General features: G+C 68.1%; 11 protein-coding genes. 3 read left to right on the forward strand and 8 right to left on the reverse strand.

Translation table 11 applies throughout. The features are described from left to right. Positions 1-148 precede the first annotated feature (148 nt). From EV656_RS01375 to dapE, 3 genes are all read right to left on the reverse strand, one after another. Positions 149-1,462 carry a lytic murein transglycosylase gene (locus tag EV656_RS01375; RefSeq protein WP_132598689.1) on the reverse strand — a complete coding sequence of 438 codons (1,314 nt, stop codon included), beginning with the start codon at positions 1,460-1,462 and terminating at the stop codon, positions 149-151. Positions 1,463-1,558: 96 nt separating this feature from the next. Then, complete coding sequence (gene rnr / locus EV656_RS01380; protein ID WP_132598691.1) at positions 1,559-3,820, reverse strand: ribonuclease R; 2,262 nt, start codon at positions 3,818-3,820, stop codon at positions 1,559-1,561. Between the two features lie 117 nt (positions 3,821-3,937). Further along, positions 3,938-5,086, reverse strand: coding sequence for a succinyl-diaminopimelate desuccinylase (gene dapE, locus EV656_RS01385; RefSeq protein WP_132598693.1), 1,149 nt, complete (start codon positions 5,084-5,086; stop codon positions 3,938-3,940). A 348-nt stretch (positions 5,087-5,434) separates the two neighbouring features. On the opposite strand from dapE, the gene EV656_RS01390 reads away from it, so the two are divergent. After that, complete coding sequence (locus EV656_RS01390; RefSeq protein WP_132598695.1) at positions 5,435-6,517, forward strand: Hint domain-containing protein; 1,083 nt, start codon at positions 5,435-5,437, stop codon at positions 6,515-6,517. On the opposite strand, the gene EV656_RS01395 is transcribed toward EV656_RS01390, so the two are convergent. Next, positions 6,514-6,846, reverse strand: a complete 333-nt coding sequence (locus tag EV656_RS01395; protein ID WP_132598697.1) for a hypothetical protein — start codon at positions 6,844-6,846, stop codon at positions 6,514-6,516. The two genes, EV656_RS01390 and EV656_RS01395, sit on opposite strands and share 4 nt — an antisense overlap. 220 nt (positions 6,847-7,066) lie before the next feature. Here EV656_RS01395 and EV656_RS01400 point away from each other — a divergent pair, with 220 nt between their 5' ends. Continuing rightward, on the forward strand, positions 7,067-8,644 hold the full coding sequence (locus EV656_RS01400) for a choice-of-anchor L domain-containing protein (RefSeq protein WP_132598699.1): 1,578 nt from the start codon (positions 7,067-7,069) through the stop codon (positions 8,642-8,644). 10 nt (positions 8,645-8,654) lie between these two features. On the opposite strand, the gene dapD is transcribed toward EV656_RS01400, so the two are convergent. Then, the gene (dapD, locus tag EV656_RS01405; RefSeq protein ID WP_132598701.1) at positions 8,655-9,482 is read right to left on the reverse strand and encodes a 2,3,4,5-tetrahydropyridine-2,6-dicarboxylate N-succinyltransferase; all 828 of its coding nucleotides are present in this window, start codon (positions 9,480-9,482) and stop codon (positions 8,655-8,657) included. A gap of 90 nt (positions 9,483-9,572) precedes the next feature. On the opposite strand from dapD, the gene EV656_RS01410 reads away from it, so the two are divergent. Beyond that, positions 9,573-10,391: an LOG family protein gene (locus tag EV656_RS01410; protein ID WP_132598703.1), complete on the forward strand. Its 819-nt coding sequence runs from the start codon at positions 9,573-9,575 to the stop codon at positions 10,389-10,391. Positions 10,392-10,395: 4 nt separating this feature from the next. Here the strand turns inward: EV656_RS01410 and EV656_RS01415 are convergent, their stop codons facing one another. Genes EV656_RS01415 through EV656_RS01425 form a run of 3 tightly spaced genes read right to left on the reverse strand, consistent with a single transcriptional unit; the run spans position 10,396 to position 13,127 of the window. Continuing rightward, positions 10,396-11,337 carry a DUF6635 family protein gene (locus EV656_RS01415; RefSeq protein WP_207287053.1) on the reverse strand — a complete coding sequence of 314 codons (942 nt, stop codon included), beginning with the start codon at positions 11,335-11,337 and terminating at the stop codon, positions 10,396-10,398. Between the two features lie 21 nt (positions 11,338-11,358). Then, positions 11,359-11,919 carry a 16S rRNA (guanine(966)-N(2))-methyltransferase RsmD gene (gene rsmD, locus EV656_RS01420; RefSeq protein ID WP_132598705.1) on the reverse strand — a complete coding sequence of 187 codons (561 nt, stop codon included), beginning with the start codon at positions 11,917-11,919 and terminating at the stop codon, positions 11,359-11,361. Further along, positions 11,916-13,127, reverse strand: coding sequence for an NAD(P)/FAD-dependent oxidoreductase (locus EV656_RS01425; RefSeq protein WP_132598707.1), 1,212 nt, complete (start codon positions 13,125-13,127; stop codon positions 11,916-11,918). The genes rsmD and EV656_RS01425 overlap by 4 nt, the downstream gene beginning before the upstream one ends. Positions 13,128-13,156 lie beyond the last annotated feature (29 nt).

Consider the following 13,156-nt stretch of genomic DNA (forward strand, 5'->3'; position numbering starts at 1 on the left):
GTGCCCGGCTTGCCCGTCAGGCCATGGGTATTTTTACCAAGAAGAAGGGGCAAGGCGCGCCCTTGTCTTCTTCTTGGGTCAAATACCCATGTCGGTCCCTTGCCGCCTGCGGAACGCCACAGAACGGGCGCGGCGACCAACTTCGCCCCTAACGCAGCCGTTTCAGCAGGTCCAGGCTGGCATAGCCGTCGGGGATCAGCCCCACGGAGCGCTGGTAGGCGCGCACGGCGGCGATGGTGTTGGGGCCGATCTTGCCGTCGATGCCCCGCGTGTCAAAGCCCGCGCGGGTCAGCCGTTCCTGCAATTCCTTGCGCTCGGCAAAGCGCAGGGCGCGGTCGCCGCGGGGCCAGTCGGCCTGGATCGCCGGGCCGCCCTTCAACCGGTCGGACAGGTGGCCAACACCGATCACATAGGCGTCGGCGGTGTTGTAGCGTTCGATCACCGCGAAATTGTCGAAGATCATGAAGGCCGCGCCCCGTGCCCCTGCCGGCAGCAGGATCGAGGCGCGCCCGTAATCGGGCACCGCGCGCCCGTTCATGTCGCGCACGCCCATCGCAGCCCATTGCGCAGGGCTGCGCCTGACGTCGCGGTCGGCCAGCTGCACGTCGAAATCGCGCGGCAGGCGCACCTCTACCCCCCAGGGCTGGCCCTTGGTCCAGCCGAACCGCGCCAGGTAGGCGGCGGTGGAGGCCAGCGCGTCGGCAGGATCGTCCGACCAGATATCGCGCCGCCCGTCGCCGGTGAAATCCACCGCATAGGCCAGGTAAGAGGTTGGGATGAACTGCGTATGCCCCATCGCGCCCGCCCATGACCCCGTCATGTGGCGCGCATCCGTATCCCCCGATTGCAGGATCTTCAGCGCCGCGATCAGCTGCTGTTCGAAAAACCGCCCGCGCCGCCCGTCATAGGCCAGCGTGGCCAGCGCCTCGATGATCGGGGTGTTACCACGATAGGTGCCGTAGGCGCTTTCCAGGCCCCAGACGGCAACGACCACCTCCTTGTCGACGCCGTAGCGCGCCTCGATCCGGTCCAGCAGGCGGGCGTGTTCGCGCAGGGCGGCGCGCCCGTTCCTGATCCGCGTGGCCGAGGCCGCGCTGTCGAGGTAATCCCAGATCGTCTTGGTGAATTCCGACTGGTTGCGGTCGCGCGAAATCACGTCGGCATTGTAGCGCACGTCCGAAAAGGCCCGGTCGAACACCCGGACCGAGATGCCCTGGGCCAGGGCACGGGCGCGGAAGTCCTGAATCCAGCGCTGAAAGCCCCGGTTCGCGGTCGAGATCTGCACGGGTTCCAAGCTGGCCTCTCGGGTGACGGCGGGGCGGGGTTCGGGGCGCGGGCTGGCGTCGATCGGCATGGGGCGGGCCACCGGCCGCACCGTGCTGTCCAGCCCCGCCGCACCGGCCAGCGGGGTAAGCGCCATCGTGGCGGCAAGCGCCGCAGCGAGAAGTCGTGTAACGGGCATCTGCTCGGACCTTTTCGTTTGGGTCGAGTGTAGCGCCCATGGAAACGCCGGCAAAGCGTGTCCTGTTCACGCCTGTGCGCATTCGCCGGTTTCCGCCTAGCGGCGGGTGCGCGTGACCTTGCGTTTCGCCTTGGTCGCCCTGGCCTTGCCCTTGGCGCGGGCCAGCTTGCGTTTCGGCGGCTTGCCGCCCGACCGCCGCCCCCCCTTGGGCAGGGCCTTGTCGTCCAGCGCCAGCAGTTCCAGCGTCAGCCCGCCGGTGACCGGCACCGCCTCGGCCAGGCGTACGGTGACGCGTTGGCCGATGCCGATTTCCAGCCCCGAATCGGCCCCCATCAGGGTCTGCGCCTCGCGGTCGAAATGGAAATACTCGTTGCCCAGTTCGCGGATCGGGATCAGCCCGTCGGCGCCGGTTTCATCCAGCGTGACGAAAACGCCGAACCGGGCGATGCCGGAAATCCGGCCCTCGAATTCATTGCCCACCCTTTCCGACAGATAGGCGGCAAGGTAACGGTCGGTTGTGTCGCGTTCAGCCGCCATCGACCGCCGCTCGGTGTCGCTGATATGTTCGGCGGTCGCTTCCAGCTCGTCTATATCGGTGGGCGACAACCCGTCCTTGCCCCAGCCATGGGCGGTAATCAGCGCGCGGTGCACGATCAGGTCGGCATAGCGGCGAATGGGCGAGGTGAAATGGGCGTAGTGGCGCAGCGCCAGCCCGAAATGGCCGATATGTTCGGGCGTGTAATAGGCCTGCGTCATGGATCGCAGGGTGGACAGGTTGATGAGTTCCGAAAACTCGCTGCCCATCGCCTGGTCCAGCAGGTCGTTCAGGTGCCGGGTCTGCAACACCTGCCCCTTGGCCAGGGTAAAGCCAGAGGCGGCGGCCACCTCGCGCAGGGCATCCAGTTTTTCGGGGCTGGGTTCTTCGTGCGCGCGGAACAGCAGCGGGCGGCGCAGGCGGGTCAGTTCCTCGGCCGCAGCCACGTTGGCCAGCACCATGAATTCCTCGATCAGCCGATGGGCGTCCAGCCGGTCGCGGAATTTTACCGATTCCACATGCCCGTCCTCGGTCAGCACGATGCGCCGTTCGGGCAGGTCCAGATCCAGCGGCTGGCGTGCCTCGCGCGCGCGGGTCAGCGCGGCATAGGCGGCGAACAGCGGGTGAATCACCTGTTCCAGCAGGGGCGCGGTGTGGTCGTTCGGGGCGCCGTCCTGCGCCGCTTGCACCTCTTGATAGGTAAAGGCGGCAGAGGATTGCATCAGCCCGCGGGTAAAGCGGTGGGACAGCTTGCGGCCATGGGCGTCAATCTTCATCCGCACGGCCAGGCAGGCACGCGGCACATCCTCATGCAGCGAACACAGATCGCCCGACAGACGGTCGGGCAGCATCGGCACCACCCGGTCGGGGAAGTAGCTGGAATTGCCGCGCTTGCGCGCCTCGCGGTCCAGCGCGCTGCCGGGGCGCACGTAATGGGCCACGTCGGCAATCGCCACCCACAGCAAAAACCCGCCCTCGTTTTTCGGGTCGTCATCGGGGATCGCCAGCACCGCGTCGTCGCGGTCGCGGGCATCTGCCGGGTCGATGGTGACCAGCGGCAGGTGGCGCAAATCCTCGCGCTCGCCCAGGCCCGCAGGTTTGGCGCGGTCGGCCTCGGCGATCACGGCGTCGGGGAATTCGTCGGGGATGCCATGCTGGTGGATCGCGATCAGGCTTACGGCCTTGGGTGCGGTGGGGTCGCCCAGCCGTTCCACGATGCGCGCCTTGGGCAGGCCCATACGGCCGCGCGGCCCGGCCTGTTCGGCCTCGACCAACTCGCCATCCTTGGCGCCGTGGGTGGCGTCGCGGCCAACGGTCCATTCCTTGTCCGCGCCCTTGTCGATGGGCACGATCCGCCCGCCCTCGGTTCCCTTGCGGAAGATGCCCAGGATGCGCTTGGGGTTGGCGCCGATCTTGCGGATCAGTCGGGCCTCGTAGGCGTGATCCTCGGCGCGGACCTCTTGCAGCTTGGCCAGGATGCGGTCGCCCTCGCCCAGGGCGGGGTCCGAGGCACGGGCCATGAACAGCACCCGCGGCGCGGCGCCCTCGCCATGCCATTCCAGCGGCTTGGCGAACAGATCGCCCTGATCGTTGGGGGCCAGCACCTGCAACACCGTGACCGGGGGCAGCTTGTCGGGGTCGCGATAGGTCTTGCGCCGTTTTTCCAGGTGGCCCTCGGCCTCCAGCTCTTTCAGCAGGCGTTTCAGGTCGATCCGCTCGGCACCCTTGATGCCGAACGCCTTGGCGATGTCGCGCTTGGCGGTCTTGCCGGGATTGTCGGCGATCCAGTCGAGCAGTTCGGATTTGGAGGGGATACGGGCCATGGGCACGGGGTATCACGCGCGGCCGGTTTCGTCAGCCGGAAAGCGATGCGGATGGCAGCCAGGGGCGACATCTGGCGGCCATGGCGTGTCGCGCCGCAACACCGCCGGCCCGTTTCCTCAGCCGAAATAGTCGGCCAGAATCCGGGCGTAGATCCGTTTCAGCGTGTCGATCTGGGCAATCTCCACCCGCTCGTCCACCTGGTGCATGGTGCGGCCCACCAGCCCGAATTCGACCACCGGACAATGATCCTTGACGAAGCGCGCATCCGATGTCCCGCCCGAGGTGGACATCGCCGGGTGCCGGCCTGTCTCTGCCTCGACCGCGCGGGCGACCATGTCCGACAGCGCGCCGGGCGGGGTCAGAAAGCTTTCGCCGGAAACCCGCGTGTCCATGTCGAACCGGATGCCGGTTTCGTCCGTTACCTTGTCGGCCTCGGCCCGCAACCACTCGGTCAGGCTGTCGGCGGTGTGCACCTCGTTAAAACGGATATTGACCGTCGCCCGGCAGATGCCGGGGATCACGTTGTTCGCGGGGTTGCCGGTATCGAAGGTCGTCACCGCCAGGGTAGAGGGGTCGAAATGGCGCGTGCCCTCATCCAGGGGATAGGCCGACAGCCGTTCCACCAGCCGTGCCAGCGCCGGGATCGGGTTCTGCGCAGCATGGGGATAGGCGGCGTGGCCCTGCACCCCGTGGGCGGTGAAATAGGCCGTGATGGAGCCGCGCCGCCCGATCTTCATCATGTCGCCCAGGGTGTCGCGGCTGGTGGGTTCGCCCACCAGACAGACCGACATGCGTTCGCCCTGATCGGCCATCCAGTCCAGCAGCGCGGTGGTGCCGTCGATCGCGTCGCCCTCTTCGTCGCCGGTGATGGTCAGCACGATGGCCCCGTCCGGGGGCGTTTCGGAAACGAAGTCGATCGCCGCCGCGACGAAGGCCGCCACGCCGGATTTCATGTCCACCGCCCCGCGCCCCCACAACCAGCCGCCCTGTTGCGCCGCACCAAAGGGATCGTGCGTCCAGGCGGCGGTGTCGCCTGCGGGCACCACATCCGTATGCCCGTTAAAGCCGAACGTATCGGGATGGCCATGCGCCCCCCAGCGGGCGAACAGGTTGGCCACGCCGCCGCGATCCACCCGCTGGCAGGTAAAGCCCGCAGCGGCCAGCCGGGTTTCAAGCAGGCGCAGCGCGCCGCCCTCTGTCGGGGTGACGGACGGGCAGCGGACCAGCTCTGCGGTCAGGGCGACGGGATCGGTGGGCTGGGTCATGGCGCGGTTCCTTTGTCAGGTCTGCCCCCAGCGATAGCCCGCGCGCCCAAAGGCTGCAACGGCGGGCTGCCCCCTTCGCCACGGGGACCGGCGGCGGTGCATTGCCGCAAACCGGGCCGGGCAACCGGCCGCGCCCCCCCTTTCGGCCGCGCAACGCGGCGGCCGGCGGGCGGGTGACAGGCGCGACCTTTCCAGCGGCCCGGTCGGTCCGGCATCCTGAGCGGCCTTTAAACTCCTCCCGCTTTTGGGCAATGATCGGCGCGCGAAACGGGGCAGCAGCAGGGGCGGCATGCGCAAGACGCGCGACAGATCGGAAACGGCGGCGCCCCGCGGCGCCCGGGGGTGGGCATGACCTGGTCCATCGTCACCGATCCCACGCGCCCGGACGCGGGCACCTGGTCCCCGTTCCCCGCCGCACCGGCAGAGGGGGACAGCCTGCTGCACCGGGGCAGCCTGTCGCTGGAGGCCGAACTGGGCCGCGCCCATCTGCACGAGGGCACGCTGCTGTTGCTGCATGTGCCAGGCGCGCGGCCGCGTCACCTGTCAATCCAGATCACCGCGGGCAGCCATGTGGTGCTGGCGCATCGCTGGGGCGCGCGGCGTTATCAGGTCACGCTGGACCGCGGCGGCGGGCATCTGTCCGGGCGCATCCGTTTGACCCTGACCTGGGACTTGGCGCGCGGGACCGGCCTGTTGTCGCTAGAGGAATGCACCCACGGCGTCCTGGTGCAAAAGGCCCTGCCCGATCCCCTGCCCCTGCTGCGCGCGGATGTCGAACGGTTATGCACCGGGGCCGCGGGCATCTGCCTGCATCCCGGCGTGGATTGCCTGGCCGTGGCCGACACGGTGCAACCCGTGGGCCTGCGTCCGACACTGGCCACCGGCACCCCCTTGCTGACCCCCGGCGGCCCCGTCGCGGTCGAGGCGCTGTGCCCCGGCGATCTGGTTCAGACCCGCGACCACGGCCCGGTGCCGGTCTGGCGCAGCGTCACGCGCGACCTGCCCGCCGCGGGCGGGGCGGTCGCGGTGCAACTGTTGGCGCCCTATCTGGGCCTGCGCCGCGATATCTTGGTCACCCCAGACCAGGGCGTGATGATCGGCGGCGCAGAGGTTGAATACCTGTTCGGGGTCGAGGAAGTGCTGGTCGATGCGCAGGGCCTGTGCCCCGGCCCCCATGCCCTGCGCCGTTCCGGCCCGGGCGTCTTGCGCGTGCATCAGGTCCTGCTGGAGCGGCACGAGATTCTGGAGGCCGCCGGCTGCCCGGTCGAAAGCCTGTTCATCGGGCAGTTGCGCGACGTGCCGGACCTGCTGGCCACGACCTGTCTGGGCATGCAGCCCCCCGAAACCCTGCCGCTGCATCCCGCGCCCGCCCGCAGGCGGCTGGTCGATTACGAGATGGCCTCGCTGCACACCGCGCTGCTGGCCCGTTAGTCCGCGTCGAAGAACGGCTCCATCTGCGCGACGATCACCGCGTTTTCCGCCAGCGCCCGGTCCATCAGGGCCAGTTCGTCGTCGCCGATCTCGTGCCCGGCGTCGCGGCGTTCGGCGGCGGTGCCGTGCCCGGTGACATCCAGCGGCGCCAACCCCGCCTGTTTCAGCACGGCCACGGTTTCGCGCACCGCCTCGGCCTCGTCCACGCCGCTGGCGTAACAGATCAGCCCCGCGCCGGTGGCACCGTCGGGCAACCCGTCATCGGGTTTGCGCCCGACCTCGACCAACAAGGTATAAACCGAATGGGCCTTTCGGGATGGGCCGGCCATGGCGCTGCTCCTTTTGTTTTGCTCGGGACCTCAATCCCTGCGAATTCTGGTGATTGCGGCCGTTTCGTGTCCAAGCCTGCGCAACAATCCCCCAAATCGCCGCATTCCTACCCGTTTGGATAGGTAATTTCCGTTTAGCGAATCACGATAGGGATGGCCAATACCGTTCACGGTTTTCCGGGACATGCCGGAACATATAGCCGCACAAGGATTTTGAGTAATGGTAGCCGCTTCGGAACTGAACATCGACACGAATGCCACGGCGCTGGACATGGCCGAGGCGATCTTCGGCTCTGGCGTCACGGTGACCGGGGCGACCTATACCGGGGCGGACCTGGCGTCGGGCATCTATTCGGACGGGCAGACGACGGCGCCCGGGGTGGTGCCGTCCGATAGCGGCGTGATCCTGTCCACCGGCGAGGCAGAGGATTTCACCAACAGCTACGGCACGGCCAACCAGGATTCGGATACGTCCAGCAAGATGTATACCGATGGCGACAGCGATCTGACCGCGGTTTCGGGGTTCCAGACCTACGATGCCGCCGTGCTGGAGGCGACTTTCGTTCCCGAGGGGAACGAGCTGACGATGCAGATCGTCTTCTCCTCCGAGGAATATCTGGAATATGTCGGCACCCAGTTCAACGACGCCTGCGCGATCTGGGTCAACGGCGTTCAGGCCGAACTGACGGTGGGCACCGGCGACATCACGATCAACAACGTGAATCCTGACTCGAACAGCAACCTGTACGTCGACAACCCCCAGGACACCGACCCCTACAACACGGAAATGGACGGCCTGACCATCACCCTGACGCTGAAGGCGCCGGTGACCGCGGGGCAGGAAAACACCATCAAGATCGGCATCGCCGACGCGGGCGACCGGATCTACGATTCCAACCTGCTGATCGCGGGGGACTCGGTCCAGTGCGCGCTGGTCGCCCAGGACGATGAGGTCGAGACACTGATCGGCAAGGATGTCGTGCTGGACGTTCTGTCCAACGACGATTCCCAGGCCGGCGGCACGCTGACCATCACCCAGATCAACGGCCAGGACGTGGTCGCCGGCAGCGAGGTCACCCTGAGCACCGGCGAGGTGATCCTGGTCAACGCCGACGGCACGCTGACCATCACCGGCGACGACGAAGAGGGCGAGAACGTCTTTACCTACACGGTAGAGGACGACGCCGGGAACAGCGACGTGGCCTTTGTCACCGTCACCACGGTGCCCTGTTTTACCCGCGGCACCCGCATCCTGACCGCCGAGGGCGAGGTGCCGGTCGAAACGTTGCAGGTCGGCGACCGCGTCATCACCCTGGATCACGGCATGCAGCCGATCCGCTGGATCGGGCGGCGCCGGATTGCCGGGACGGGCGCGATGGCCCCGGTGCATATCGCGGCCAACACCTTTGGGCAACATGACGCGCTGTGCGTGTCGCAACAGCACCGCGTCATGATCCGCAACCCGCGCTGGCAACTGGACCTGGACCTGAACACGCCCGAGGCGCTGGTTCGGGCCAAGCACCTGATCGGCCATGACGGCGTGCACCTGGATCGCTCGGGCGCAGAGGTGGAATATTTCCACCTGCTGTTCGACCGTCACGAAATCCTGTGGTCGAATGGCCTGCCTACCGAAAGCTATCACCCCGGCCCGCAGACCATGGCCGCGCTGGAGCAGGACATCCGCGACGAACTGCTGACCCTCTTCCCGGAAATCGACGCGGTGACGGGCGACGGTTATGGACCGCCCGCGCGCCCCGATGTCAGGGCGCACGAGGTCCGCTCGGTAATGGGGATCTGAGGGCCGCGCCTCAGTCCCGCAGCAATTCGTTGATGCCGGTTTTCGACCGGGTTTGCGCGTCCACCCGTTTGACGATCACCGCGCAATACAGGTTCACGCCGCCCTTGGACGGCATCGACCCGGACACGACGACCGAATAGGGCGGCACCTCGCCATACATGACTTCGCCGGTTTCGCGGTCCACGATCTTGGTCGATTTGCCGATGAACACGCCCATCCCCAGGACCGAGCCTTCGCGCACGATGCAGCCCTCGACCACCTCGGACCGGGCCCCGATGAAGCAGTTATCCTCGATGATGGTGGGGCCGGCCTGCATCGGTTCCAGCACGCCGCCGATGCCGACGCCGCCCGACAGGTGCACGCCCTTGCCGATCTGCGCGCACGATCCCACCGTCGCCCAGGTGTCGACCATCGTGCCCTCATCCACATAGGCGCCCAGGTTGACGAAGGACGGCATCAGCACCACGCCCGGCGCGATATAGGCAGAGCGGCGCACCACGCAGTTGGGCACCGCGCGGAACCCGGCCTCGCGCCATTCCGCATCGCCCCAGCCCTTGAACTTGCTGTCGACCTTGTCCCACCAGTGGCCGCCCTGTGGGCCGCCGTCCTGCTGTTCCATATCCTTCAGGCGAAAGCCCAGCAAAACCGCCTTTTTCGCCCACTGGTTGACGTGCCAATCGCCGTTTTCCAGCTTTTCCGCGACCCGCAGGGTGCCGGCGTCCAGCGCGTTCAGCGTGGCCTCGATCGCCTCGCGGGTTTCGCCCCCGGTGGTCGGGGTGATCGTGTCGCGCGCCTCCCAGGCGGCTTCGATGGCGGTTTCCAGCTGGGCGTTCGACATGGGGTTTCCTCCGGGGCAAGGTATCTGGTGTGCTTGGCCCGAAGGCTATAGACGCAAGAACGCACTGGCGCAATCGCGGGAGGCAGGCCCATGGCGGACGACGGCAAGCGCGGGTTTCCCGACGCACGGCAGGATGTCGAGGTCGCGCGCAGCATTCCCGACACCCCGCAGACCCGCGCCCCGGCCTATCGGCTGGCCTATGCCGATCCCGATTTCCTGTGCCGGGACGAAATGCGCGGCGTGCGCCTGCAGCTGGAGCTGATGAAGCCCGACCTTGGCATGCGCGAATACGGCATCGAAAGCACGGTGGTCCTGTTCGGCGGGGCGCGCATCCCCCAGCCCAGCGAACGCCACAAGGCCAGGACCGAAACCCTGGCGGACCTGTCGCGCTATTACGACGAGGCGCGCGAATTCGCCCGGTTGATGACGCTGAAGGGACAGCAGGGCAACGGGCTGTCCCATGTCATCGTCACCGGCGGCGGGCCGGGCGTGATGGAGGCAGGCAATCGCGGCGCGGCAGATGCGGGCGGCGTGTCCATCGGGCTGAACATCGTGCTGCCCCATGAACAGCGGCCCAACGATTACGTCACGCCCGACCTGTGCTTCAACTTCCACTATTTCGGCATCCGCAAGATGCACTTTTTGATGCGCGCGGCGGCGATTGCGATCTTTCCCGGCGGTTTCGGCACCCTGGACGAGATGTTCGAGGCGCTGACCCTGATCCAGACCCGGCGGATGGACCCGGTTCCCTTTCTGCTGTTCGGGCGGAATTTCTGGGACCGGCTGATAAACTGGGACGCGCTGGCAGAGGCGGGCACCATATCGCGCGCGGACCTGGACCTGTTCCGCTATGTCGAAACCGCCGCCGAGGCCGTCGAGGCGATCGAGACCTGGGCGCCGCCCGGCTGAGCGGTCAGGGCGTCAGCATCCGGATCGCCGCCATCCCCGCATCCGACAGGTCCAGCAGGCGGGCAAGGTAATGCTCGCGCGCGGCGAAACTGCGCCGACCGTCGCCGGTAAAGGCATCCTCCATCGTGTCGATCAGCCGGTTCAGGCGGCGGCGGTGAATGCCCAGGGCTGTCTGCACCGGGTCGGCCACCACGCCCGCAAAGGCCGCCATCAGCGCGCCGAACGCCAACAGCCCGGCGGTCAGCGCCCCGGTCAGCCAGGGCGACACCGCCACCGGGAACATCCCGTACCAGGCGGACCCCATCAACCCGCCCAAGGGAAACGCCGCAACCGCCGCCTGATGCGCCACCACCGCCGCCAGCCCGGGGGCAAAGGACACCATTCCCGGCGTCAGCGACTGAAACGCCAGCGCACCCGCCCCGATCGTGCCCAGGGCGGTGGTCATCTCGGCCACCGCCGACCGGGTGCCGCCGTAATCGGCCAGCGCGCGAGCACTGGCCGCCCCGGCCCCGGCCCGATCCGCCACCAGCACGGCCAGCCGGGGCTGGGCCAGCATCGCACGGGCCAGCGCATCGCCGGTGCCCGGCGCGCCGGGTCCGTCCCAGGGCAGCTCCAGCAGATCCACCATTATGGCCCGTTCGGTCGCCTTGGCCACCGCTGTCGGCAGCAGCACCCGCCGCGACAGCAACCAGCCCGCCACCCGCCGGGCGCCCAGCTGGCCCGCGGCCCACCCCGACAGCCGGGCCAGGATCAGCACCGGCGACAGCATCACGTTCACCGGCGCGCGCAGGATGTCCCAGCCCAGGGCGTGACGATGCAGGCGCAACGTGCCGCGCAGCCCGAATTGCGCCCGCACGAAACCGGGCACCCGCGCCCGGCGTTCGGCGAAATAGGCGCGGGCGGCGGCGATCAGCGCGGCATCGGTTTCTGGGGCGATGGGGGCCATGGCGATCAGATGGGGCGCAGGCTAGTCACGCGCAAGGATCGCGACATGGGTGTCGCCATAGCGGCGGGCATCCAACGGGCGCAGCCCCTCGGGCGGGGTGACGGGGCTGCCCTCCTCCCATACGATCAGGGCGTCGGGCGCGATCCAGCCCCCTGCCAGCGCGGCGGCCAGCGCACGTTCGCCCAGCCCCTTGCCATAGGGCGGGTCCAGAAACACCAGATCAAAGGGCGCGTCCGGGTTCGGCCCCAGCTTCGTCGCGTCGCGGCGGATCAGGCGGGTCGTATCCTCGGCCCGGCATTTCGCGACATTCTCGCGGATCAGCGCCGCGCCCTTGCCGCCGCTTTCGGCAAAGGTCACATGCGCCGCGCCGCGCGACAGCGCCTCCAGCCCCAGCGCGCCAGTGCCCGCGAACAGGTCCAGCACCCGCGCGCCGGTCACCGGGTCGCCATAGCCGCCGTTCAGGATCAGGTTGAACAGGCTTTCGCGCACCCGGTCGGTGGTGGGGCGCAGATGCGCGCCCTTGTCCCCCTTGCCGACGGCGGCCAGGGTCAGCCCCCGGTGTTTGCCCGCGATGATCCTCACGCGCTCATCAATGCCTTGAGGTCCGTGGCCGGGTCGGCCACCCGCGCAGGATCGGGCGAGCGTCCGGCCTCGATCATCCGCTTGGCGACCATATAGGCGCGCGGGTCGTTCATCGCGTCCACGGCCAGCAGCATATCGCCCGCGTAATACCAGTGGCTGAGGCTGCCCGCGCGTTCGCCCGGGCGGACCACGACGCGGTCATAGCCGGTGTTCAGCCCCGCGATTTGCAGTTTCACGTCATACTGATCCGACCAGAACCACGGGGTGGGATCATAGGGGGTGTCGGCACCCAGCATGTTCGCGGCAACCGCCTCGGCCTGGTCGATGGCATTCTGCACGCTTTCCAGCCGGACGCGCGCACCCCGGAACGGGAAACTGGTGCAATCGCCCGCCGCCCAGATCACCGGGTCCGAGGTACGGCCCATCGCGTCCACGGCAATGCCATCGTCAACAGTCAGACCCGCGGCCTGGGCCAGGGCCGTGGCGGGCGTTACGCCGATGCCCACGATCACCATGTCCACCGGCATCGTGGTGCCGTCGGTCAGCTCTGCCTGTTCCACCCGGTCCGCGCCGCGCAGCGCGGCGATCTGGGTGTTTTCGCGCAGGTCCACCCCGTGGGCGCGGTGCAGGTCGGCGAAATAGGCCGAGGTCTCGGGACAGGCGATCCGGCGCAGCACCCGTTCGGAATGCTGCAACAGCGTGACCTGCATCCCCCGCTGCGCGGCAACCGCCGCGGCCTCCAGCCCGACATAGCCGCCGCCCAGCACCAGTACCCGGCGGCCCGGTGCGAATTCCGGGGCCATGCCATCCACATCGGCCAGCGTGCGCACGACGTGCACGCCCGCCAGTTCCCCGCCGATGGCGCCGGGCAGGCGGCGCGGCACCGCGCCGGTGGTCAGGGCCAGTTGGTCATAGGCAATCGCCTGCCCGCCCGCGATCACCTGGCGATCGGCCCGGTCGATGGACACCGCCGTTTCCGACAGGCGCAGGTCGATCCCGTTTTCGGCGTAGAATTCCGGGGGGCGCAGATACAGCCGGTCCAGCGGCATCTCGCCCAGCAGGTATTTCTTGGACAGGGGCGGGCGCTGATAGGGGGCAACGGGTTCCTCGCCGATCATGGTGATGGCCCCGGTGAATTCCAGGGCGCGCAATTTCGCGGCCAGCGCCGCCCCGGCCTGCCCGGCCCCGATGATGACGATATGGGACATCTGCCGCTTCCCCATTGGTTCGAAGTTGC

The organism is Rhodovulum adriaticum, from assembly GCF_004345735.1.
Taxonomy (GTDB): Bacteria; Pseudomonadota; Alphaproteobacteria; order Rhodobacterales; family Rhodobacteraceae; genus Rhodovulum; species Rhodovulum adriaticum.